This is a genomic window from Streptomyces sp. NPDC001717 (assembly GCF_042892775.1).
In the GTDB taxonomy this organism is placed as follows: Bacteria; Actinomycetota; Actinomycetes; order Streptomycetales; family Streptomycetaceae; genus Streptomyces.
In genome coordinates, this window is sequence record NZ_JBIAUK010000016.1 from 104,662 (window position 1) to 128,048 (window position 23,387).

Below are 23,387 nucleotides of genomic sequence, written 5' to 3' on the forward strand. Positions count from 1 at the left end.
CTCCTCCAGAGGGCCAACGGTTGTTGGCCAACGGCTGTTGACTCAAGGGTGCCGCGGCCGGTCTGGCGTGTCAACGGTTGTTGGCCTACGGTTGTTGGCATGACGGAACGACGCACCTCCGACCGGACCAAGGCGGCGATCCTGCGGGCCGCGCGCGAGCGGTTCGCGGTGCAGGGCTACGAGCGCACCACCATCCGGGCCATCGCCGCGGACGCGGAGATCGACCCCTCGATGGTCATGCGGTACTTCGGCAGCAAGGAGCGGCTCTTCGACGTGGCCCTGGCGGTGGACCTGCGTCTGCCGGACCTGGGCGGCGTGCCGGTGGAGGGCCTCCCGGAGGCCCTCGTACGGCACTTCGTGGAGCGGTGGGAGGGCGACCCGGCGGATGACGCGCTGCTGGTGCTGTTGCGCTCCGCGGTGACGAACGAGCAGGCGGCGGCGCGGATGCGGGAGGTGTTCGCGGCGCAGGTGCTGCCGACGCTGGCCGCCGCACTCGGCCCGGAACGGGCCGCACGGGTGGCCGGCCTGGTCTCGGCCCAGCTCCTGGGGCTGGCCCTGACGCGCTATCTGCTGAGGCTGCCGGGGGTGACCTCCTTGTCCAAGGAGGGTGTGGTCCAGGGCCTGGCCCCGGCTTTGGCGGCCACCCTGTCGACCCCCTAGTCCAGCCCTGCCGGGCCGATCCGGCGGATCCGTGCGTATTCGGCCTCGCCGGCGTTCGAGGCGCGGGGTCCGGAGCCGCGGGCGATTCCAGCCCGTCCGGCGTACGAGGCGTGGGGTCCGGGCCGGCGGGCGATTCCAGCCCGTCCGGCGTTTGAGGACCGGGGTCTGGGGCGGAGCCCCAGGACGGGTCCGGGCGGAGCCCGGGGAACGGTGGAAGGGCGGGTAGGGGACGGCTCCGCGCAGCGGCACCGCCCTGGCCGGGGCCGGGCCGCAGGGTGGGCCGTCGGGCCCGGGCGCGCGCCGGGGCACCTCCTCGGGCGTCGAACCCCATGCGGCACCGGCAAGACGAGCGGGTTTCGTTCGACGCCCTGCGGGGGCGCCCCACCGCACACCCGACCCCGACGGCGCGGGGGTGTCACGCGGGCCGGGCCGCCGAGCACCGGCGTTCGACGCCCTGCGGGGGCGCCCCGCCGCACACCCGACCCCGCCGGCGCGGGAGTGCCGAGTGGGGGGCGCACCGGCGGCGGGGGGCCGGTCAGAGCAGCGCGTCCGCGTGGGTGCCGCCCGCTTCTGCGATGAGTTCCGCGGGGGTCTGCGCCGGTCGGGCCAGGGAGAAGCGGACCCCCGCCGGGGTCACGGCGAAGCCGTGTACGGCCGGGCGCGGCAGGCTGTTGTAGCCGTAGTGCGCGGTGAAGAAGTACGCCCCCGTGTCCGGGACCGCGATGACGTCGCCCGCGGCGAGGGGCGGGAGTTCCCGGGCCGTCGCCAGGAGGTCGCCCGCGAAGCAGGCGGGGCCGGCGACGTCCTGCGCCACCGGGTCCCCCTCCTTCGGCGCGCCCTTCGCGTCGTACGGCAGGATCCGCACCGGCCACGACGCCGGGGCGTAGGCGGTGCGGGTCGCCAGTTGGACCCCCGCGTGGGTGAGGGCGATCGCGCGGCCCCCGCTGGTCTTGGTGTACTCGACCCGTGCCAGGACCAGGCCGTTCTTGGCCATCAGGGACCGTCCGAATTCGGTGACCAGGCCGTACGAGCCGTCGAAGAGGCGCGGGGCCGCCCCGCGCAGGGCGGTGACGTACTCCGCGTACGTCGGGGCCGTCTCGTCCGAGGCGAAGTTCACCGGCAGGCCCCCGCCGATGTCGAGGGTGTCGACCTGGCGGCGGCCGGCCGCCGCGTTGATCTCCTCGGCGAGGGCGTGCAGTTCGCGCACGCCCTCGGCGATCAGCGGCAGGGGGACGCCCTGCGAGCCCGAGTGGGTGTGCAGCCGGGTGAGCCATGGGCGGTCGAGGTAGGCCCGTACGAGCCACTCGCGCGCGCCCGGGTCGCGCAGGGCGATGCCGAACTTCGAGGTCGCCGTGGCGGTGGACAGGGCGTCGATGGTGCCCGCGCCGGTCTGCGGGTTGATCCGCATGCCGACGGGGGACTTGGGGTCGGCGCCGATCAGGGCGTCGAGGCGGTGCAGCTCCTGGCGGTTGTCGGCGTTGACGGCGATGCCCAGGGCCAGGGCCTCGCGCAGCTCGCCGGTCGTCTTGGCGGGGGAGTCCAGGACGATCCGCCCGGCGGGGAGCCCGGCCGCCCGGGCCAGTGCCAGTTCGCCGGGGCTGGCGACCTCGCAGCCGAGGCCGGCGTCGGCGAGCAGCCGCAGGACGGGCACCAGCGGGGCGGCCTTGACGGCGAAGGCGTGCAGGACGGGGGTCCCCGGTGGCAGCGCGGCGGCGAAGGCGCTGGTCAGGGCGGCGGCGGAGGCCCTGATCCCGGCGATGTCCAGTAGGCAGGCCACCGGCTCGGAGTCCAGCAGGCCCTGTTCGACGGCGGCTCGTACGACCACGTCCCTGTCCATGCCCGCCATCCCATCATCCGAAGGGACCGGCCGCAGCTGTTGACTGAATCTATTCAGGACGGGAGTATGTGAATGGATTTACCAACATCGGAGGAGGCAACGCCATGTCAGGACCCCGCCCCGTACGTGCCGCGCGAGGCACCGAGCTCAGCGCCCTGGGATGGCAGCAGGAAGCCGCGCTGCGGATGCTCCAGAACAACCTCGACCCCGAGGTCGCCGAGCACCCCGACAAGCTCGTCGTCTACGGCGGCACCGGCAAGGCCGCCCGCGACTGGCGCTCGTACGACGCGATGGTCCGCACCCTGCAGACCCTCAAGCAGGACGAGACGATGCTCGTCCAGTCCGGCCGCCCGGTCGGCGTCATGCAGACCCACGAGTGGGCCCCGCGCGTCCTGCTCGCCAACTCCAACCTGGTCGGCGACTGGGCGAACTGGGAGGAGTTCCGACGCCTGGAGCACCTCGGCCTGACCATGTACGGCCAGATGACCGCCGGTTCGTGGATCTACATCGGCACCCAGGGCATCCTCCAGGGCACGTACGAGACCTTCGCGGCCGTCGCGGCGAAGAAGTTCGGCGGGACCCTGGCCGGCACCATCACCCTCACCGCCGGCCTCGGCGGCATGGGCGGCGCCCAGCCGCTGGCCGTGACGATGAACGACGGCGTCGCCATCTGCATCGACGTCGACCCGCGCGCCATCGAGCGCCGCATCGAGCACCGCTACCTGGACGTCAAGGCCGACAACCTGCGGCACGCCCTCCAGCTGGCCGTCGAGGCGCGCGACGCCCGCAAGCCGCTCTCCATCGGCCTGCTCGGCAACGCCGCCGAACTGCTCCCGCAGATGCTGGCCGAGGGCGCCCCGATCGACATCGTGACCGACCAGACGTCGGCCCACGACCCGCTCTCCTACCTGCCCGTGGGCGTCGACTTCGACGACATGGCCTCCTACGCCGCCAAGGACCCGGCCGGCTTCACCACCCGCGCCCGCGAGTCCATGGCCAAGCACGTCGAGGCCATGGTCGGCTTCATGGACGCCGGCGCCGAGGTCTTCGACTACGGCAACTCCATCCGCGGTGAGGCCCAGCTGGCCGGCTACGACCGCGCGTTCGCCTTCCCCGGCTTCGTCCCGGCCTACATCCGGCCGCTGTTCTGCGAGGGCAAGGGCCCCTTCCGCTGGGCGGCGCTGTCCGGCGAGGCCTCGGACATCCACAAGACCGACAAGGCGATGCTGGAGCTCTTCCCGGAGAACGAGTCCCTGCACCGCTGGATCAAGATGGCGGGCGAGCGCGTCCACTTCCAGGGCCTGCCCGCGCGCATCTGCTGGCTCGGCTACGGCGAGCGCGACAAGGCCGGCGAGCGCTTCAACGAGATGGTGGCGGACGGCACGCTGGCCGCGCCGCTGGCCATCGGCCGCGACCACCTCGACTGCGGCTCCGTGGCCTCCCCGTACCGCGAGACCGAGGCCATGCTGGACGGCTCCGACGCGATCGCCGACTGGCCGCTGCTCAACGCCATGGTCAACGTGGCCTCCGGTGCCTCCTGGGTCTCCATCCACCACGGCGGCGGCGTCGGCATGGGCCGCTCCATCCACGCGGGTCAGGTCACGGTCGCCGACGGCACCGCGCTGGCCGGCGAGAAGATCCGCCGCGTCCTCACCAACGACCCGGGCATGGGCGTCATCCGCCACGTCGACGCGGGCTACGACATCGCCGAGTCCGTCGCGGACGAGCGCGGCGTCCGTGTCCCGATGCGCGAGGGTGACCAGGCGTGAACTCCCCCGCTGACGGGGGTGTGGGCAGTCGTTCCGCTGGGGCGGAACGGGTGGGCACACCCCCCACCGGGCCGCACCCGGCGGCCCCGGCCCCCGGTGGCCGCGGCGCGGGCTCGTTCCACGCCATGTGGGACGAGCTGCGTCCCATCGGCCGCCACGCGGAAACCGGCGGGTACCGCCGCCACGCGTGGACCGGCGCCGACGCCGACTGCCGGACCTGGTTCCAGGTGCAGGCCGAGGCGCGCGGGCTCGCGTACGAGACCGACCGCAACGGCAACCAGTGGGCCTGGCTCGGCGACCCCCTCGCGGGGGACGCCGTGGTCACCGGCTCGCACCTGGACTCGGTCCCCGACGGCGGGGCCTTCGACGGCCCCCTCGGCGTGGTGTCCTCCTTCGCGGCCCTGGACGAACTCCGCAGGAGGGGCGCGGAGTTCTCCAGGCCGTTGGCCATCACCAACTTCGGTGACGAGGAAGGCGCCCGCTTCGGCCTGGCCTGCGTCGGCTCCCGGCTCACCGCCGGGCAGCTGACCAAGGAGAAGGCGTACGAGCTCCGCGACGCCGACGGCATCAGCCTGCCCCAGGCCATGGAGGCCGCCGGGTACGACCCCGACGCCATCGGGGCCGACCCCGAACGCCTGGCCCGCATCGGCGCGTTCGTCGAGCTGCACGTGGAACAGGGTCGGGCCCTGGACCTGTCCGGCGACCGGGTGGGCATCGCCTCCGCGATCTGGCCGCACGGCCGCTGGCGGTTCGACTTCCGCGGCGAGGCCAACCACGCCGGAACCACCCGGCTCGTGGACCGCCGCGACCCGATGCTGACGTACGCGGCGACCGTGCTGGCCGCCCGCCAGGAGGCGGCCCTCGCCGGGGCCGTCGCCACCTTCGGGAAGATCGCGGTCGAGCCCAACGGGGTCAACGCGATCCCGTCCCTGGTGCGCGGCTGGCTCGACTCGCGGGCGGCCGACCAGGCCACCCTCGACACGGTGGTCACCGCCATCGAGAAGGCCGCGCGCGAGCACGCCGACCGCGACGGCATCGACCTCGGCATCGTCCGGGAGTCCTTCACCCCGGTCGTCGAGTTCGAGCACGCCCTGCGCGACGAGATGAACCGGATCCTGGGCGGGTCCGTCCCCGTCCTCGGCACGGGCGCGGGACACGACGCGGGGATCCTCTCCGCGGCCGTCCCGACCGCGATGCTGTTCGTACGGAACCCGACCGGCGTCTCGCACTCCCCGCGGGAGTTCGCCGCCGAGGACGACTGCGTGGCGGGCGTCCTCGCCCTCGCCGACGTACTGGAAGGACTCGCGTGCCGGTGACGAAGACGTACTGGCTGGAACACGCCTGGCTCGACACCCTCGTCGAGCCGGGCGTGGCCCTGGACGTATCCGCCGACGGGCGGATCGCCGCCGTCCGGACCGGGGTCGCGACCCCGACCCCGGGCGCGGAGGTCCTGCGCGGCCTGACCCTCCCCGGGCTGGCCAACGCGCACTCCCACGCCTTCCACCGGGCCCTGCGCGGCACGGTCCAGGTGGGCTCCGGCACCTTCTGGACCTGGCGCGAGGTCATGTACTCCGTCGCCCAGAACCTCACCCCCGACTCGTACTTCGCGCTCGCGCGGGCCGTGTACGCGGAGATGGCGCTGGCCGGCATCACGGCGGTCGGCGAGTTCCACTACGTCCACCACGCGCCCGGCGGTGCCGCGTACGCGGACCCCAACGCGATGGGGGAGGCCCTGATCGCGGCCGCCGCGGAGGCGGGCATCCGCATCACCCTCCTGGACACGGCGTACCTGTCGGCCGGCTTCGGGGAGGCGCCCAACCGGCACCAGCTGCGCTTCTCCGACGGCACCGCCGAGGCGTGGGCGGAACGGGTCGGCGGGCTGAAGCCCCGCGACCACGCGCTGATCGGCGCCGCGATCCACTCCGTACGGGCCGTCCCGGCCGGGCAGTTGGCCACGGTGGCGGCGTGGGCGCAGGAGCGGCGGGCGCCGCTGCACGTGCACCTCTCCGAGCAGACCGCGGAGAACGACGCCTGCCTGGCCGCCCACGGCCGCACCCCGACGCAGCTCCTCGCCGACCACGGCGTGCTGGGACCGCGGACCACGGGCGTCCACAACACGCACCTCACGGACGAGGACATCGCCCTCCTCGGCGGCACCACCACCGGCACCTGCATGTGCCCGACCACCGAACGCGACCTCGCGGACGGCATCGGCCCGGCGGTCCGCCTCCAGCGGGCCGGCAGCCCGCTGTCGCTCGGCAGCGACAGCCACGCGGTGATCGACCTGCTCGAAGAGGCGCGGGCGATGGAGCTCAACGAGCGGCTGGCGAGCCGTACGCGCGGCCACTGGACGGCGGCGGCGCTGCTGCGGGCGGCTTCGGCGGACGGGCACGCGGCGCTGGGCTGGTCGGACGCGGGCACCTTGGCGGTGGGCGCGCTCGCCGACTTCACGACCGTCGCGCTGGACTCGGTACGGACGGCCGGTCCGGTACCGCGGCTGGGCGCCGAGACCGCGGTCTTCGCGGCGACGGCCGCCGATGTCCGGCACACGGTGGTGGCGGGCCGCCACATCGTCCGCGACGGCGCCCACACCCTGGTCGAGGACGTCCCGTCCGCCCTCGCCGACTCCATCGCCGCCCTCCGCACCTGACCGCCTACGCCTGCGGCGGGCCTTTCCCCACCCCGCCCCTTCCCGAACTGGGGCTCCGCCCCGGACCCCCGCTCCTCAAACGCCGGAGGGGCTGGAGTTTCCGCCCGGCGAGGCTGGATTTGCGCAGCAAATCCCAGCCCCGCCGGCGTTTGAGGCGCGGGGGTCCGGGGGCGGAGCCCCCGAAGCCGGGGCCGGGGCCGCGGGCCCCGGTTTCGGGAAGGGGCGGGGTGGGGGAACGAAACGACTCGACGACCACGAGGAACCATGACCACCACCGCAATCACCCACATCGGCAGCCTCGTCACCAACGACCCCGCCCTCGGCGACGGAACCCCCCTCGGCAGGATCGAGAACGCCGCCGTCGTCATCGAAGACGACCGCATCGCCTGGGTCGGCCCCGCCGACCAGGCCCCCGCCGCCGACACCGCGTTCAACGCGAACGGCCGCGCCGTCATCCCCGGCTTCGTCGACTCCCACTCGCACCTCGTCTTCGCGGGCGACCGCACCGCCGAGTTCAACGCGCGCATGTCCGGCAGCAGCTACGCCGCCGGCGGCATCCGCACCACCGTCGCCGCCACCCGCGCCGCCGGCGACGCCGAGCTCGAGGCCAACCTGCTGCGCCACCTCGACGAGGCCCTCCGGCAGGGCACGACCACCTTCGAGACCAAGTCCGGCTACGGCCTCACCGTCGCCGACGAGGCGCGCGCCCTGCGGATCGCCGCCGCGCACACCGAGGAGGTCACCTACCTCGGTGCGCACATCGTCTCCCCGGACTACGCCGACGACCCGGCCGGCTACGTGGACCTGGTCACCGGCGAGATGCTGGAGGCCTGTGCCCCGTACGCGCGCTGGGTCGACGTCTTCTGCGAGAAGGGCGCCTTCGACGGGGACCAGGCCCGCGCGATCCTCACCGCCGGCGCCGCCGCCGGGCTGATCCCGCGCGTGCACGCCAACCAGCTCTCGTACGGCCCCGGCGTGCAGCTCGCCGTGGAGCTGGAGGCGGCCTCCGCCGACCACTGCACCCACCTCACCGACGCCGACGTCGACGCCCTCGTCCAGGCCGCGGACACCACCGTCGCCACCCTCCTCCCCGGCGCCGAGTTCTCCACCCGCGCCCAGTGGCCCGACGCCCGCCGGCTGATCGACGCGGGCGCGACCGTCGCGCTGTCCACGGACTGCAACCCGGGCTCCTCCTACACGAGTTCGATGCCGTTCTGCATCGCGCTCGCCGTGCGCGACATGCGGATGACCCCGGACGAGGCCCTGTGGTCGGCCACCGCCGGCGGCGCCCGCGCCCTGCGCCGTACGGACATCGGGACGGTCACCCCCGGGGCGCGCGCGGACCTGGCGCTCCTGGACGCCCCGAGCCACGTCCACCTGGCCTACCGGCCCGGTGTTCCGCTGGTTTCCGCCGTGTGGCAGAGGGGTGTCCGCGCCCACTGACGAGCGTTCAATTCCGGACGGCCCTTTGTCTTCCCTCCTCAAGACCCCGGGCGTACCTTGAGCCACCAATCTGATGTGCCGTCAGTAACTTGTGGCCCAAGGTTCGAGGGGAAGACGAAGGTGTCCGACCGGAAACGCTCCACCGCGCTCGCGCTGGCCTCCGCGCTGGCAGCCGGATCGGCGGTCCTGCTGGCCGCCCCCGCGGCGCAGGCCGCCGTCATCGACGTTGCCTACGACTGCAAGACCCCCATCGGGGACAAGTCGGCGGTATCGCCCATCGACATCAAGGCCGTGAAGGAAGGGGACGGCTACAAGCTCACGATGTCCTTCCAGAAGGGCGTCTCCTCCAGCCCCGTCGAGCTCGGCAAGGGCGCGATGAGCCCCAGTGCCGTCATCCTCGTCGAGGGCGCGGAGAAGGCCTCCGTCCCGGTCTCCGGGGCGTCCAACCCCGAGGCCATCCCCGCCAACACCCCCATCAAGATCACCGACCTCTCGGGCACCTACAAGCCCAAGAAGAGCGGCAAGGTCAACTTCACCGCCGGGGTCCTGACCATCAAGGCGCTGGGGACCACGACCACGTGCACCCCGGGCAACAGCCCCAAGCCCTCCCTGGAACTGGACGTCACGGCCGCCGCCGGCGGTGGCGGCGGCACGCAGTCCGGCGGGTCCGGATCCGGCGGCGGGGACACCCTCCCGCAGACCGGACCCGCCGACTCCGCCCTCGCGCTGGGCACCCTCGGCGGCACCGTGCTGCTCAGCGGCGCCGTCGGCGTGCTCTGGCTGACCCGGCGCGGCCGGCGGGCCGGGTCCTGAACGGAGCGCCCCCGGCCATGCCCGTGCTCCACACCCTCAAGCGCGCAGGCGCCCTGCTCCTGACGGCCGCCGCGCTGTACGCGGCCCCCGCGCACCCGGCGGCGGCCGACGAGCCCGGCTGGACGGCCGAACCCGCCGCCGGAACGGCCGCCGCGGCGCCAGGGGGCGCCCGTCCGTACTTCTACCTCGCGGGCACCGCCGGCACGGTGCTGGAGGACCGGCTCGCCCTCACCAACACCACCGACACCGAACGCACCGTCACCCTGCGCGGGGCCGACGCCTACAACACGGCGGACGGCGCCTTCGCCGTGCGGTCCGCCGAGGCGTCCACCGACGCCGGGTCCTGGATCGGCTTCGGCGCCGCGGCCACCGTGAAGATCCCGCCCCGCACCCGCGCCGTGGTGCCGTTCACCGTGACCGTGCCGCCCGCATCCCCGCCCGGCGACCACCCCGCCGCCGTGGTCGCGGCCGAAGGCGGCCACGAGGTGGGCGTACGGGTCCACCTGCGGGTCGGCGGCCCCACCCTGGCCGCCCTCACCGTCGAGGACGTCTCCGTACGCGGCGAGGGCCCGGCCGCGGTCATCGCGTACACCCTGGTCAACCGGGGCAACGTGGCCCTCGCCCCCGAGCTGTCGATCACCGCGGGGGGCACCTTCGGCGAGGTCGAGGGGCGCGGCGCCCGCACCCTGCCGGTGGAACTCCTGCCGGGGCAGCGGGCCCGGCTGACCGAACCGTGGTCCGGCGCGCCCGTCTTCGACCGGGTCCGCCTCACCCTCACCGTCACCGCGCCCGGCGGCGCCCGCGCCACCGCCGCCACCTCGGCGTGGTTCGTGCCCTGGCGGCTCACGGGGTGGCTGGGCGGCGCCCTGGTCGCCCTCGGCGGGACGACCGCGGGCGCGCTGTACCTCGTACGCGCCCGGCGGCGCGCCCGGCAGGACCCGCGGGCCGACGCGACGCCCGTACCCGTACCCGTACCCGTACCGGAACACGATCACGAACTGACGGGAGCAGCCAGGTGAGCCCCAACGCCGGTGGCACGATCCGTGTGCTCCTCGGTCGTGCCCGCGAAGTCCCGCCCGGCCCGCGGGGCCCGTCGTACACCCGTGCCCTGCTCCGCGGACGCGTACTGGCGGCGGCACTGGCCGCGTGCGCCCTCGCGCTGCTCCAGGCGGCCCCGGCCACCGCCGCCGAGGATCCCAAACCGGGGGTGGCGCTCTCGCTCCAGGAGGCCGCCAAGGGCACCGAGCTCACCGTCACCGGCACCGGCTGGCGCGCCAAGTCGCTGGTGATGCTGCTGGTCTGCGGCCAGAACATGATCGGCGGCACCAACAGCTGTGCCAACGCCGACGGCGCCGCGGTCTCGGTGGCCGACGACGGGCACTTCACCGCGAAGCTCCCCGTGGTGGCCCCGCCCAAGCCCTGCCCCTGCGTCGTCAACGTGACCTCCGTCAACGGCGACCAGTCCACCGTGGCCGTCCCCCTGAAGATCACCGATCACGAGGTGGCCGAGCTGCCCGCCGAGTCCGGGACGGCCCGCCTCGCGATGCTCACCGGGGTCCGGCTGGAGGGCGAGGACGGGGTGCTGACCTGGTTCGGCGCCCCGCCCACCCGGAAGTTCAAGGTCACCGTCGGCAACCTCGGCTCGGCCCCCGTCAAGGACCCGGTCTTCCAGCTCGGCACCTCGCACGGCGTGTTCGCGCCGCTGTGGGAGGAGGCCCGCTGGAAGGGGATCATCCCGCCCGGTGGCAAAGCGGAGATCGCCCTGGACGTGTCCCTGACGGCCGGCGCCTACGGGGACTACACGGTCTCCCTCAAGTACGGCGAGACGGTGGTCGCCACCCAGCCGTGGGGCGTGGACCGCCCGTACGGGGTGCTGCTCTTCTGGGGCCTGCTCCTGCTGGTGATCCCGGCCGCGCTCTTCCGCGTCGGCATGGCCGTCGTCGACAAGGTCCGCCCGCGCGAGACCCCCGCGGGCGGCCGGCACCGGGGCGCGCCGCCCGAGTCCGCCTCGGCCGTGACGACCCGCCTGCCCAGGATCGCGGCGCTGCGAGGACCGGCGCGCGCGTCCGCCGACCCCGTGGCGGAGACCTCTCAGACCTCCACGGCGGTACTGCCGTGGTTCACCCCGGACAGTACGCCGGAGACAGCACCACAGACGTCCGCACCGTCTGAGAACCGTTCGACGACGAAGGGACAAGCGTGAAGAACCGACGGAGGGTGAGCGCGGCAGTGGTCGCGCTGCTGCTCGGCGGCGCGGGTATCGCCATCGCGGCTTCCCCCGCCCAGGCCGCGGAGACCACGTTCAAGGTGAAGTGCGTACCACCGGCCGGGGGTGGCAGCCCGGTCGAGGGCGAGACCACCGCCAAGGTCACGGCGCCGGCCACCGCGAAGGTCGGTGACGAGGTCGACGTGGTGTGGGAGACCGTCAAGCCCGCCTCGAACAACACGGACCTGATGGACATCCCGAAGGACTCGGTCCAGCCCACCGGCTGGATCACGCTGGGCAGCGGGATGGGCGAGCTGAAGGTCGTCGGGGACAAGGTGAACCCGCCGATCCCCAAGAAGGCACCCATGCAGATGTCGGCGATGAAGGGCAAGCTCAAGCTCACCAAGGCCGGGAAGATCACCCTGACCCCCGGGAAGTACGACGTCGCCGTCACCTTCCCCTTCGGCACCTTCGTCACCAAGTGCGCGCCGACCGGTGACGTCGGCGTCGGGGCCACCATCGACGTGTCGGCCGGCTCCAGCGGCGGCACGACGAACGGGGGTGCCGCGAACGGGGGTGCCACGAACGGGGGTGCCACCAACGGGGGCGCCACCAACGGCGGGGCCACGAACGGAGGCACGGACAACGGCGGTGCGACCGGCGGTTCCGGCGGCCAGACCGACTTCCCCGGCAAGCCCGTCGACGTGAAGTTCGACTGCGGTGAGACCGTCCCCGGCGGCATCACCACCCCGGTCACCGTCAGCGCCAAGAAGAACGGCGGGAACTTCGACCTCACCGTCAAGACGGCGAAGGACGCCATGAAGGCCCCGGTGCCCCTGCCCAAGGGCGCGCTCAAGCCCTCGATGCAGATCAAGCTCGGCGGCGCCGACAGCGGCATGGTCAACGTCACCGGACCGGCCAACGCCGACGCCATCGCCCAGGGCGCCGGCGTCAGCCTGAGCGACATGACGGGCACCTACAAGCCCGGCAAGACGGGCAAGGTCACCCTCAGCCCCGCTGACATGTCGATCGACGTCACGATGGTCGCGGGCTCCCCTCCGCTCACCGTCCCCTGCAAGGCGACGAGCACCGGCGTCTCCCTGGAGCTGGACACCACCGCCCAGCCGGGCGGCTCCGGCTCGCCCGCGTCGACCGGCGGCACGGGCAGCACCGCCTCCGGCGGCCTCGCCGAGACCGGCGCCGAGGACGAGGGCGGCATCAAGGCGCTCGCCCTGGTCGCCGGCACCGTGATCCTCCTCGGCGGCGCGGTGTTCACCTTCACCCCGTGGCGCCGCCTGCGCGGCACCCGCTAGCCGTACCGGCAAACGCGACGGCCCGGCACACCTTCCGGTGTGCCGGGCCGTTCGCCGTCACGGGGAGCCGTTACGGGCAGTGCGTCAGTGCACGCCACCCATGAGCGGCTGGACCTTCTTGCGGTACATGTAGATCGCGATGCCGGCGAGGACCGCGAGGATGCCCTGGGAGGCGAACCAGCCCTGGGTGTCCGTCGGGGCGCCGATCAGCTGGAGCAGCGCGATGGCCGAGTCACCGGCGGTGACCGCGAGGAAGAAGACGCCCATCATCTGGGAGGCGTACTTCTGCGGCGCCAGCTTGGTGGTCAGCGACAGGCCGACGGGGGAGAGGGTGAGCTCACCGACGGTCTGGATGAAGTACACGCCGACCAGCCACATCGGGCTGACCTTCGCGTCGCCGCCGGCCAGGCCCTGGGCGACCATCATGACGCCGAAGGAGATACCGATCATGACCAGCGCGAAGGAGAACTTCGCGAGGGTCGTCGGCTCCTTGGAGCGCTTGGCGAGGGCCACCCACAGCATCGCGAAGAGCGGGGCGAGCGCCATCACGAACAGCGGGTTCAGCGACTGGAACCAGCTCTCCGGGAAGTTGAAGCCGAAGAGCGTGCTGTCCGTGCTGTCCTTCGCGAACAGGGACAGCGTGGAGCCGGTCTGGTCGTAGATCGCCCAGAAGATCGCGGCGGCCGCGAAGAACCAGACGTACGCCGACATGCGGGACCGCTCGACGGTGGAGAGGTCCTTGTCGCGCTTGATCCGCAGGATCGCCCAGGCGGGCAGGATCAGACCGGCGATGGTCAGCGGCCACAGCGCGTAGTTGATCGTGAAGATGCCGGCCAGGCCGATGGCCGCGTAGGCGACGGCGGCGACGCCGAGCCAGATCAGGCCCTTCTTGACGACCGAGGACTTCTCGGCGGCGCTCAACGGGCTCGGAACGGTGTTCGAGACCGGGTTGAGGTGGCGGAAGCCGAAGAAGTAGAAGCCGAGACCCAGCGCCATGCCGACACCGGCCATGGCGAAGCCGAGGTGCCAGTTGATCTCCTGGCCGACGTAGCCGATGGTCAGCGGCGCGACGAAGGCACCGAGGTTGATGCCCATGTAGAAGATCGTGAAGCCGCCGTCACGGCGCGGGTCGTTCTTGTCCCGGTAGAGCTGGCCGACCATCGTGGAGATGTTGGCCTTCAGCACGCCCGAACCGGCGGCGATCAGCGCCAGGCCGATGAAGAACGAGACGGACGAGGGCACCGCCAGCAGGAAGTGACCGGTCATGATCACGACACCGGCGACGGCCACGGCCTTGCGGGCACCCCACACACGGTCACCGAGCCAGCCGCCCGGAAGGGCGAGCAGGTAGACCATGGCGTTGTAGACGGAGTAGATCGCGACCGCGGTCGCGTCGTTCATCCCCAGACCACCGTCGGCCACGTTCGTGGCCAGGTAGAGGACGAGCAGCGCGCGCATGCCGTAGAAGCTGTAGCGCTCCCACATCTCCGTCATGAAGAGGAAGGCGAGGCCGCTGGGGTGGCCGAGGAAGGTCTTCTCGGTGGAGGTGTCCGCCGAGTTCCTCGTCAGGCTGGAAGCCATGGGTCGATCCTTGCTTGCTCGGGACGCTTCGCTTCGTGAGCGGAACAGCGCCCGGGACGGGTGCCGGCACCGGCGGCGGATCCCCCACCCCACGCCCAGGGGTCTCACCCCTGGTGGGGGTGAAGGGAACATCCGTAACCGGGATCCACGCCCGCTCGCGCACCTTCGCGCGTCGGGCCCGGCCCATAGGTCATTCACTGTCATCAAGCCCGGACAGGTGAGTCCCTCAAGACTGCCCGTCCGGTCAGGACAGAAATAGAGACCTTCGGCAGTTTTTGGCACAAAGGTCCCTGAGATAGTGCATCAGGCGTCTCGCCACCATACGACACGACAGTGGGGCATATGAAAGGACTTGAGATATGGATCACAGGCGAGCCGGGAACCGATCGGGCACATTCGAAGGTCGGTAGTAGTCCATAAGGCCAGTTCGGCAGGGGTGTGACGGCAGGCCCCTGGATGCACCCGCCGCGGACTACCATCACCCACATGACGCGTGTACTGCTCGCCGAGGACGACGCATCCATCTCGGAACCCCTGGCCCGCGCCCTGCGCCGGGAGGGGTACGAGGTCGAGGTCCGGGAGGACGGCCCCACCGCCCTGGACGCGGGACTGCAGGGAGGCGTCGACCTCGTCGTCCTGGACCTGGGCCTGCCCGGAATGGACGGCCTGGAAGTGGCCCGCCGGCTGCGTGCCGAGGGCCACGGCTTCCCGATCCTGGTCCTGACCGCCCGGGCCGACGAGGTGGACACGGTGGTCGGCCTCGACGCCGGCGCCGACGACTACGTCACCAAGCCCTTCCGACTCGCCGAGCTGCTGGCCCGCGTGCGGGCCCTGCTCCGGCGCGGCGCCAACGAGGCCTCCCAGCCCCCCGCCACCCACGGCGTGCGGATCGACGTGGAATCGCACCGCGCGTGGATGGGGGAGGAGGAGCTCCAGCTCACCGCCAAGGAATTCGACCTGCTGAGGGTCCTGGTCCGCGACGCCGGCCGGGTCGTCACCCGCGACCAGCTGATGCGCGAGGTCTGGGACACCACCTGGTGGTCCTCCACCAAGACCCTCGACATGCACATCTCCTGGCTGCGCAAGAAGCTCGGCGACGACGCGGCGAACCCCCGCTACATCGCCACCGTCCGGGGCGTCGGCTTCCGTTTCGAGAAGAGCTAGTACGTACTGAGTCATGCGCCGCCGCCTGATCAACTCCACGCTCGCCGTCGTGCTCGTCGTGATCGCCGTCTTCGGGGTCTCCCTGGTGATCGTGGAGACCCGGACGATCACCAACAGCGCCCAGGACCGGATCGAGTCCGAGGCCCTGCGCCTGCTGAACATCGTCGAGGCCAACGCCCTGGAGAAGAAGCCCGTCGACGCCGAGGCGCTCGGCGAGCAGCTCGACGTGGGCGACCACGCCCGGATCTCCGTCCCCGGCTCGCCGCCCGTGGAGGTCGGCGACCGGATCCCCGACAAGGTCGTCCGCGGCACCGCGCGCGGCGAGCAGGGCGAGACGGTCGTCGTCGAGGCCTCCCGCTCCACCGTGACCAAGGAGGTCGGGCGGACCCTGGCCGTGGTCGGCGCGGTGGCGCTGCTCGCCGTCGTGGCGGCCGTACTGCTCGCCGTACGGCAGGCGAACCGGCTCACCTCCCCGCTCACCGACCTCGCCGAGACCGCGGAGCGCCTCGGCTCGGGCGACCCCAGACCCCGGCACAAGCGGTACGGAGTGCCCGAGCTGGACCGGGTCGCGGACGTACTGGACTCCAGCGCCGAACGGATCGGCCGGATGCTGACCGCCGAGCGGCGCCTGGCCGCCGACGCCTCGCACCAGCTGCGCACCCCGCTCACGGCCCTGTCGATGCGGCTGGAGGAGATCACCGTCACCGACGACCTGGAGACCGTCCGGGAGGAGGCGTCGATCGCCCTCACCCAGGTGGAGCGGCTCACGGACGTGGTGCAGCGGCTGCTCACGAACTCGCGGGACCCTCGCACGGGCTCCGCGGTCCCCTTCGACCTGGACGAGGTCGTCAAGCAGCAGGTGGAGGAGTGGCGGCCGGCCTACCGCAGCGCCGGCCGGGCCATCGTGCGCTCCGGCAAGCAGGGCGTACGGGCCGTCGGTACCCCGGGCGCGGTCGCGCAGGTCCTGGCGACCCTCGTGGAGAACGCCCTCATGCACGGTGGCGGAACGGTCGCGCTGCGTACCCGGGTCATCGGCAACCAGGCGGTGCTGGAGGTCACGGACGAGGGCCCCGGGGTCCCGCCGGACCTCGGCAACCGGATCTTCGAGCGGACCATCAGCGGCCGCAACTCCACCGGGATCGGCCTCGCCGTCGCCCGGGACCTCGCGGAGGCCGACGGCGGGCGCCTCGAACTGCTCCAAGCGCAGCCGGCGGTCTTCGCGCTCTTCCTCAGCCGTACGTCACCCAAGCGCCCCGAACCCGAGGCCACGGTCCGCTAGGCCGTCACGGGCAGCCGCGGGCCGTCGCCCGGCCCCGAGCCTTAGTTGTTCGCGGGCTCCGGCTCGGGCAGCGGCTCCGGCCTGCGGTCGGGCTTGGGCAGAGGCGCCGGCTCGGGCATCGGCTCGGCGGGCGTCGCGGCGAGGGGCGCGGGCAGGGCCTTGAAGACCCAGGTGCGGTAGGACCAGAAACGGAACACGGTGGCCGTCCCGATGCCGATGAACTTGAACACGTTGCTGGCGAACGGGCCACCCCAGCCGAAGCCGTACGTGGCCACGTACAGCACGCCGTTCTCGATGACCAGGCCGATCGCGCTGAAGGCCACGAAGAGGACCAGCTCGCGCGTGCGCCCGGCCGCGTCGCTGTGGGCGCGGTCGCGGTAGGCGAAGTAGCGGAAGCCGAGGTAGTTCGTGGCGATGGCCACCACGGTGGCTATCACGCTCGCGCGCACCACCTGGAGATCGGTGGTGCTGCGGATCAGGTTGAAGACACCCAGGTTGACCAGCACGCCCAGGCCGCCGACCGCACCGAACTTGGCGACCTCCCGTACGAGGCCGCGTACGCGTTCGAGAACAGATCCGTTCCCCGGCGTGCTCATCAGTAGGTCAGTCCCGTCGGTCACCGCCCCCGCAAGGGGCGTCCGGCTGTCGTCCGGTGTCGTCCGGTGTTCTCCGTCAACCCACCCATGCTAAGTGTCCCCCCTGTGCTCCGTCTGTGCCTTCCGACCTCGTGCGACGCACGGCACACCGACAGGTACGCGCCAGGCCGCGTCCGTATGGCGGAATCCCGCCGGATACCCTGGAGGAGTGACGTTCCCCGTAGTTGGCATGGTCGGCGGCGGACAGCTCGCCCGCATGACCCACGAGGCGGGCATCCCCCTCGGCATCAGATTCAAGCTCCTCAGTGACACCCCACAGGACTCGGCGGCCCAGGTCGTGAGCGACGTCGTCATCGGCGACTACCGCGATCTGGAGACACTGCGCGCGTTCGCGCGCGGCTGCGACGTGATCACCTTCGACCACGAGCACGTACCCACCGAGCACCTGCGGGCCCTGGAAGCGGACGGCATCCCCGTCCGCCCGGGGCCCGACGCGTTGGTGCACGCCCAGGACAAGGGGGTGATGCGCGCCAAGCTCGACGAGATCGGCGCGCCCAGCCCCCGCCACCGGATCGTGAGCGATCCGGCGGACGCGGCGGCCTTCGCGGCGGAGGTCGGCGGTTTCCCCGTCATCCTCAAGACCGTGCGCGGCGGCTACGACGGCAAGGGCGTGTGGTTCGTACGCAGCCAGGAGGACGCGGACGCGCCCTTCAAGGCCGGTGTCCCCGTCCTCGCCGAAGAGAAGGTGGACTACGTCCGCGAACTCGCGGCCAACATCGTCCGCTCCCCGCACGGCCAGGCCGTGGCCTACCCCGTGGTCGAATCCGTCCAGGTCGACGGAGTCTGCGACACGGTGATCGCCCCCGCCCCGAACCTCTCCGAGGAACTCGCCGGCGAGGCCCAGGCGCTCGCCCTGCGCATCGCCAAGGAACTCGACGTGACCGGCCACCTCGCGGTGGAACTGTTCGAGACCACCGACGGCCGCATCCTCGTCAACGAACTGGCGATGCGCCCGCACAACAGCGGCCACTGGACCCAGGACGGGGCCGTGACCTCCCAGTTCGCCAACCACGTGCGCGCGGTCCTGGACCTCCCGCTGGGCGACCCCCGCCCCCGCGCCAAGTGGACCGTGATGGCGAACGTGCTGGGCGGGGACTACCCCGACATGTACGCGGCGTACCTGCACTGCATGGCGCACGATCCGCAGCTGAAGATCCACATGTACGGCAAGGACGTGAAAGCCGGCCGCAAGGTCGGCCACGTCAACACGTACGGCGACGACCTGGACGATGTCCTGGAGCGCGCACGCCACGCAGCCGACTACCTCAGAGGAACGGTCACCCAATGAGCCCCTCCGCAAGCGCTCCCCTCATCGGCATCGTCATGGGTTCCGACTCGGACTGGCCGGTCATGGAGGCCGCCGCCCAGGCCCTGGACGAGTTCGAGATCCCCTACGAGGTCGACGTCGTCTCCGCGCACCGGATGCCGCGCGAGATGATCGCGTACGGGGAGCGGGCCGCGGACCGCGGTCTGAAGGCGATCATCGCGGGCGCGGGCGGAGCCGCCCACCTGCCCGGCATGCTCGCCTCCGTCACCCCGCTGCCGGTGATCGGCGTACCGGTGCCGCTGAAGTACCTCGACGGCATGGACTCCCTGCTGTCGATCGTCCAGATGCCCGCGGGGGTTCCCGTCGCCACCGTCTCGGTCGCCGGGGCGCGCAACGCGGGCCTGCTGGCCGCCCGCATCCTCGCCACGCACGACGAGGACCTGCTCGCGCGGATGCGCGACTTCCAGCAGGAGCTGAACGACCAGGCCACCGAGAAGGGCAAGCGGCTGCGCACGAAGGTCGCGGGCGCGGACTCCTTCGGATTCGCGAAGTGAGCGCGGCGCAGCGCCTGGACGAGGCGCGTGAGCTGCTCGCCGAGCACCCGGTCGTCGACGGCCACAACGACCTCCCCTGGGCGCTGCGCGAGCAGGTCCGCTACGACCTGGCCAAGCGCGACATCGCGGGCGACCAGTCCGCGCACCTGCACACCGACATCCCCCGGCTGCGGGCCGGCGGGGTCGGGGCGCAGTTCTGGTCGGTCTACGTCCGCTCCGACTACGCCGGCGACACGGCGGTCAGCGCCACGCTGGAGCAGATCGACGTCGTCGCCCAGCTGATCGACCGTTATCCCGGCGACCTGGTCCGGGCCCTGACGGCCGACGACATGGAGGCCGCCCGGGCGAGCGGACGCATCGCCTCCCTGATGGGCGCCGAGGGCGGCCACTCCATCAACAACTCCCTCGCCACGCTGCGGGCCCTGCACCGGCTGGGCGTGCGCTACATGACCCTGACCCACAACGACACCATCGACTGGGCGGACTCGGCGACCGACGAACCCCGGCACGGCGGCCTCACCGACTTCGGCCGCGAGGTCGTCCGGGAGATGAACCGCGTCGGCATGCTCGTGGACCTCTCGCACGTCGCCGAGACGACGATGCGCGACGCGATCGCCGTCTCGGCGGCGCCGGTGGTCTTCTCGCACTCCTCCGCGCGGGCGGTCTGCGACCACCCGCGCAACGTCCCGGACGACGTCCTCGCCCTGCTCCCGGCCAACGGCGGGGTGGCCATGGCGACCTTCGTACCGAAGTTCATCCTTCCCGCGGCGGTCGAGTGGACGCAGGCCGCGGACGAGAACCTGCGCGCCCACGGCTTCCACCACCTGGACACCACCCCCGAGGCGATGGCCCTGCACCGCGCCTTCGAGGAGGCCCGCCCCCGCCCCGTGGCCACCGCCTCGACGGTGGCGGACCACCTGGACCACATGCGCGAGGTGGCCGGCATCGACCACATCGGCATCGGCGGGGACTACGACGGCACGGCCTTCACCCCGTCCGGCCTGGACGACGTGGCGGGCTACCCGAACCTGGTGGCGGAACTCCTCACCCGCGGCTGGTCCCGCCCGGACCTGGCGAAGCTGACCTGGTCCAACGCGGTCCGCGCCCTCCGCGACGCGGAGTCGGTGTCCCGCGACCTGTCTGCGACGCGCGGCCCGTCGAACGCCGTTTTGTAGCCTCCCGGCGGGGCGGTCGGTGCCTCCGGCGGCGTTTGAGGCGCGGGGTCTGGGGCGGAGCCCCAGGGTCTTTCAGCCCGTCCGGCGTTTGAGGACGGGGGCACCTCCCAGCGGTAGCTGGGGGAGGGTCCGGGCAGAGCCCGGGGAACGGAGGAAGGGCGGGGCGGGGAGCGGCTGCGCGCAGCGGCGCCCCCACCCCCGCCCGGCAGCGGCACCCCGCCCGGCCAGGGCCACGGGACCCGCCCCCACCCGGCCAGGGCACAGGCCACCCGAACGCCACGCCCGGCACGCGGCACACGCGCCCCGCGTGTCACGGTGGCACCACCTCTCCCTGCTGCCGCCGAGACCGGAGCGAACGCCATGGCCGACCTGCAGGATGAACCCCACTCCGTCGGCATCGGAGCCGAGGACCCCCCTGCCCCCGCCACCAGACCCGCCGCCGGCGCGCTCGACCGCGCCACCGCGCTGCTGTCCGTCCATCCCGTCGCGGACGGCTGCAACACGCTCGTGTGGACCCTGCGCCAGAGCCCGCACCACGACATCGACACCCCGGAAGCGGGCGTCGACACCGACATCCCGAGGCTCCGCGCCGGCGGGGTGGGCGCCCAGTTCTGGTCCCTGCTGGTACCCCCGGCCGGCCCGCCCTCGACCGTGGTCTCCGAGACCCTGGAACAGATCGACGTGGCGCTGGCCATGATGCGCCGCTACCCGGACAGCCTGCTCCTCGCCCTGACCGCCGACGACATGGCCGACGCCCGCAACCGCGGCCGCATCGCCTCGTTCCTCGGCCCCGTGCCCGGCAGCGCCCTCACCGATTCCCTCGGCGTGCTGCGCGCCTTCCACACGCTGGGCGTACGGATCCTCGCCCCCGCGGGAGCGCCCTGGGCGGCGGACGAGCTGACCGCCTTCGGCCACCAGGTGGTCCGCGAGGCGAACCGGCTCGCGGTCCTGCTGGACCTCGCCGGCTGCGAGCCCGAGGCGGCCTGCCGGATCGTGGGGGCGTCCAAGGCGCCGGTGGTCGTCTCGAACACGGGCGCGGCCTCCCTGAACCCGCATCCCGGGAACGTCACCGACGAGGTGCTGCTCGCCCTGCGCGAGGCCGGCGGCCTGGCCATGGTCACCTTCGACACCGCCCGCACCGGGGACTCCCTCCACGCGGTGGCCGACCACATCGACCACGTGCGGGCCGTCGCCGGCCCGGGCGGCGTCGGCCTCGGCGCAGGCTTCGGCTCCGAACAGGGCGGCCCCCGCCCGACCGGCCTCACCGACCCCTCGGGCTACCCGAAGCTGCTCGCCGAACTCCTCGAACGAGGCTGGTCGGAAGCCGACCTCGCGGCGCTGACCTGGGGCAACGCCCAGAGGGTTCTGCGGGACGCGGAGTTCACGGCCCGCGCCGCCCAGCACCGCCGCACGTAGACGCCGACCGAGTTGCAGCCACGGCGCCGCACCGGCACACGGAAAGGCGCCCCCAGGGTGACGTCACCCAGGGCGACGTCACCCGGCGGGGCGTGCCCGCAGGGCGTCAGGCTCGGGGGCGCCCCATCGCCCGGTACGTCCATCCGGCCGCCCGCCACCGCTCGGGGGCCAGCGCGTTGCGACCGTCCAGGATCAGCCGGTCCGTGACGACACCCCCCAGCTCCGCGGGGTCGAGGTCACGGAACTCGCGCCACTCGGTGAGGTGCAGTACGACCTCCGCCCCGCGCGCCGCCTCCAGCGCGGAGTCCGCGTACCCGAGGGTCGGGAACACGCGGCGCGCGTTCTCCATCCCCTTGGGGTCGTACACCGTGACCTGTCCGCCCTGGAGGTGGATCTGCCCCGCCACGTTCAGCGCGGGGGAGTCCCGTACGTCGTCCGAGTCCGGCTTGAAGGTGGCGCCGAGCACGGCCACCCGCTTGCCCAGGAACGAGCCGCCCACGGCCTCCCGCGCCAGCTCGACCATGTGTCCGCGGCGGCGCATGTTGATCGAGTCGACCTCTCGCAGGAAGGTCAGAGCCTGGTCGGCGCCCAGTTCGCCGGCGCGTGCCATGAAGGCCCGGATGTCCTTCGGCAGGCAGCCGCCGCCGAAGCCGATGCCGGCCCGCAGGAACTTCGCGCCGATCCGCTCGTCGTAGCCGATGGCCTCCGCCAGCTTCACCACGTCGCCGCCCGCCGCCTCGCACACCTCGGCCATGGCGTTGATGAAGGAGATCTTGGTCGCCAGGAAGGAGTTGGCGGCGGTCTTGACCAGCTCCGCGGTCGGGAAGTCGGTCACCACCAGCGGGCTTCCCTCGCCCATCGGCGTCGCGTACACCTCGCGCAGCACCTTCTCGCCGCGCTCGCCCTGGACGCCGATCACGATCCGGTCGGGGTGCAGGGTGTCCTGCACGGCGAAGCCCTCCCGCAGGAACTCCGGGTTCCAGGCCAGTTCCACGTCGGCGCCCGCCGGGGCCAGCTCCACGAGCTTCTCCGCCAGCCGCTGCGCCGAGCCCACCGGCACGGTCGACTTGCCGACCACCAGCACGGGCCGGGTCAGGTGCGGGGCCAGCGAGCCCATCGCCGCGTCCACGTAACTCATGTCACAGGCGTACTCGCCGTGCTTCTGCGGGGTGTTCACGCAGACGAAGTGGACGTCGCCGAACGCGCCGACCTCCTCGAAGGAGGTCGTGAACCGCAGCCGCCCGGTGGATCCCGGCAGCCCGGCCACGTGCTGGGCGAGCAGTTCCTCCAGCCCGGGTTCGTACATCGGCACCCGGCCCGACGCCAGCATCTCGATCTTCTCGGGCACCACGTCCAGCCCCAGCACCTCGAACCCCAGCTCCGCCATCGCCGCGGCGTGGGTCGCGCCGAGATAGCCGGTGCCGATCACAGTGATCCTGAGGGGGGCCATGGGAGCTCCAGAGGTGCGGGGCCGTGTGCGGCCACTGAGCATAGTCGGGCCCGTGGAGGGGGACGCTCCCCAGTGCCGCCTCCGCTGTCACGCAACTCACGCGGGCCGTCCATACCGCTGCCCGGGAGGCGACGACTAAACTTGGGTTACTTAA

Annotated in this window: 19 protein-coding genes; 15 read left to right on the plus strand and 4 right to left on the minus strand. The window is 72.6% G+C overall.

All coding sequences use genetic code 11. The annotated features are described in order from the left end of the window. Window positions 1–99: 99 nt before the first annotated feature. Window positions 100–660 carry a TetR family transcriptional regulator gene (locus tag ACFYZL_RS24555; protein WP_384759292.1) on the plus strand — a complete coding sequence of 187 codons (561 nt, stop codon included), beginning with the start codon at window positions 100–102 and terminating at the stop codon, window positions 658–660. Window positions 661–1,195: 535 nt separating this feature from the next. Here ACFYZL_RS24555 and ACFYZL_RS24560 read toward each other — a convergent pair. Beyond that, window positions 1,196–2,506, minus strand: a complete 1,311-nt coding sequence (locus ACFYZL_RS24560; RefSeq protein WP_388681648.1) for a diaminopimelate decarboxylase — start codon at window positions 2,504–2,506, stop codon at window positions 1,196–1,198. Between the two features lie 95 nt (window positions 2,507–2,601). On the opposite strand from ACFYZL_RS24560, the gene hutU reads away from it, so the two are divergent. The 8 genes from hutU to ACFYZL_RS24600 all read left to right on the plus strand — a co-directional run bounded on the left by hutU (window position 2,602) and on the right by ACFYZL_RS24600 (window position 12,691). Next, window positions 2,602–4,266 (plus strand): urocanate hydratase, encoded by a 1,665-nt coding sequence (hutU, locus tag ACFYZL_RS24565; protein ID WP_384758493.1) that lies wholly within the window; start codon window positions 2,602–2,604, stop codon window positions 4,264–4,266. 125 nt (window positions 4,267–4,391) lie between these two features. Then, window positions 4,392–5,582, plus strand: coding sequence for an allantoate amidohydrolase (locus ACFYZL_RS24570; protein ID WP_388681713.1), 1,191 nt, complete (start codon window positions 4,392–4,394; stop codon window positions 5,580–5,582). Then, entirely contained in the window at window positions 5,573–6,916 is a 1,344-nt protein-coding gene (locus ACFYZL_RS24575) for a formimidoylglutamate deiminase (protein WP_388681650.1), read from the plus strand. The genes ACFYZL_RS24570 and ACFYZL_RS24575 overlap by 10 nt, the downstream gene beginning before the upstream one ends. A 264-nt stretch (window positions 6,917–7,180) precedes the next feature. Further along, the gene (hutI, locus tag ACFYZL_RS24580; protein ID WP_384756137.1) at window positions 7,181–8,359 is read left to right on the plus strand and encodes an imidazolonepropionase; all 1,179 of its coding nucleotides are present in this window, start codon (window positions 7,181–7,183) and stop codon (window positions 8,357–8,359) included. 120 nt (window positions 8,360–8,479) lie between these two features. After that, window positions 8,480–9,172: an LPXTG cell wall anchor domain-containing protein gene (locus tag ACFYZL_RS24585; protein ID WP_384756134.1), complete on the plus strand. Its 693-nt coding sequence runs from the start codon at window positions 8,480–8,482 to the stop codon at window positions 9,170–9,172. A 17-nt stretch (window positions 9,173–9,189) separates the two neighbouring features. Further along, complete coding sequence (locus ACFYZL_RS24590; protein WP_388681654.1) at window positions 9,190–10,191, plus strand: hypothetical protein; 1,002 nt, start codon at window positions 9,190–9,192, stop codon at window positions 10,189–10,191. A gap of 89 nt (window positions 10,192–10,280) precedes the next feature. Continuing rightward, a complete protein-coding gene (locus ACFYZL_RS24595) occupies window positions 10,281–11,375 on the plus strand; it encodes a hypothetical protein (protein WP_388681716.1) in 1,095 nt (364 codons plus the stop codon). A gap of 14 nt (window positions 11,376–11,389) precedes the next feature. Next, window positions 11,390–12,691 (plus strand): hypothetical protein, encoded by a 1,302-nt coding sequence (locus ACFYZL_RS24600; RefSeq protein ID WP_384756128.1) that lies wholly within the window; start codon window positions 11,390–11,392, stop codon window positions 12,689–12,691. Between the two features lie 84 nt (window positions 12,692–12,775). On the opposite strand, the gene ACFYZL_RS24605 is transcribed toward ACFYZL_RS24600, so the two are convergent. Next, window positions 12,776–14,272, minus strand: coding sequence for a peptide MFS transporter (locus ACFYZL_RS24605; RefSeq protein ID WP_384756125.1), 1,497 nt, complete (start codon window positions 14,270–14,272; stop codon window positions 12,776–12,778). A gap of 486 nt (window positions 14,273–14,758) precedes the next feature. Here ACFYZL_RS24605 and ACFYZL_RS24610 point away from each other — a divergent pair, with 486 nt between their 5' ends. Further along, entirely contained in the window at window positions 14,759–15,436 is a 678-nt protein-coding gene (locus ACFYZL_RS24610) for a response regulator transcription factor (protein WP_215035026.1), read from the plus strand. Window positions 15,437–15,449: 13 nt separating this feature from the next. Then, window positions 15,450–16,715 carry an ATP-binding protein gene (locus ACFYZL_RS24615; RefSeq protein ID WP_384756121.1) on the plus strand — a complete coding sequence of 422 codons (1,266 nt, stop codon included), beginning with the start codon at window positions 15,450–15,452 and terminating at the stop codon, window positions 16,713–16,715. A 41-nt stretch (window positions 16,716–16,756) separates the two neighbouring features. Here ACFYZL_RS24615 and ACFYZL_RS24620 read toward each other — a convergent pair whose 3' ends face one another. Next, on the minus strand, window positions 16,757–17,311 hold the full coding sequence (locus ACFYZL_RS24620) for a GtrA family protein (RefSeq protein ID WP_384756118.1): 555 nt from the start codon (window positions 17,309–17,311) through the stop codon (window positions 16,757–16,759). A gap of 229 nt (window positions 17,312–17,540) precedes the next feature. On the opposite strand from ACFYZL_RS24620, the gene ACFYZL_RS24625 reads away from it, so the two are divergent. The 4 genes from ACFYZL_RS24625 to ACFYZL_RS24640 all read left to right on the plus strand — a co-directional run bounded on the left by ACFYZL_RS24625 (window position 17,541) and on the right by ACFYZL_RS24640 (window position 21,783). Then, entirely contained in the window at window positions 17,541–18,659 is a 1,119-nt protein-coding gene (locus ACFYZL_RS24625; protein ID WP_384756140.1) for a 5-(carboxyamino)imidazole ribonucleotide synthase, read from the plus strand. Further along, window positions 18,656–19,192 (plus strand): 5-(carboxyamino)imidazole ribonucleotide mutase, encoded by a 537-nt coding sequence (purE, locus tag ACFYZL_RS24630; protein WP_384756116.1) that lies wholly within the window; start codon window positions 18,656–18,658, stop codon window positions 19,190–19,192. Before ACFYZL_RS24625 ends, purE begins: the two co-directional genes overlap by 4 nt. Further along, window positions 19,189–20,367 carry a dipeptidase gene (locus ACFYZL_RS24635; protein WP_384756113.1) on the plus strand — a complete coding sequence of 393 codons (1,179 nt, stop codon included), beginning with the start codon at window positions 19,189–19,191 and terminating at the stop codon, window positions 20,365–20,367. The genes purE and ACFYZL_RS24635 overlap by 4 nt, the downstream gene beginning before the upstream one ends. Before the next feature lie 360 nt (window positions 20,368–20,727). Further along, entirely contained in the window at window positions 20,728–21,783 is a 1,056-nt protein-coding gene (locus tag ACFYZL_RS24640; protein ID WP_384758328.1) for a membrane dipeptidase, read from the plus strand. Window positions 21,784–21,889: 106 nt separating this feature from the next. On the opposite strand, the gene ACFYZL_RS24645 is transcribed toward ACFYZL_RS24640, so the two are convergent. Next, the gene (locus tag ACFYZL_RS24645) at window positions 21,890–23,233 is read right to left on the minus strand and encodes a UDP-glucose dehydrogenase family protein (protein WP_384758331.1); all 1,344 of its coding nucleotides are present in this window, start codon (window positions 23,231–23,233) and stop codon (window positions 21,890–21,892) included. Window positions 23,234–23,387: the final 154 nt, after the last annotated feature.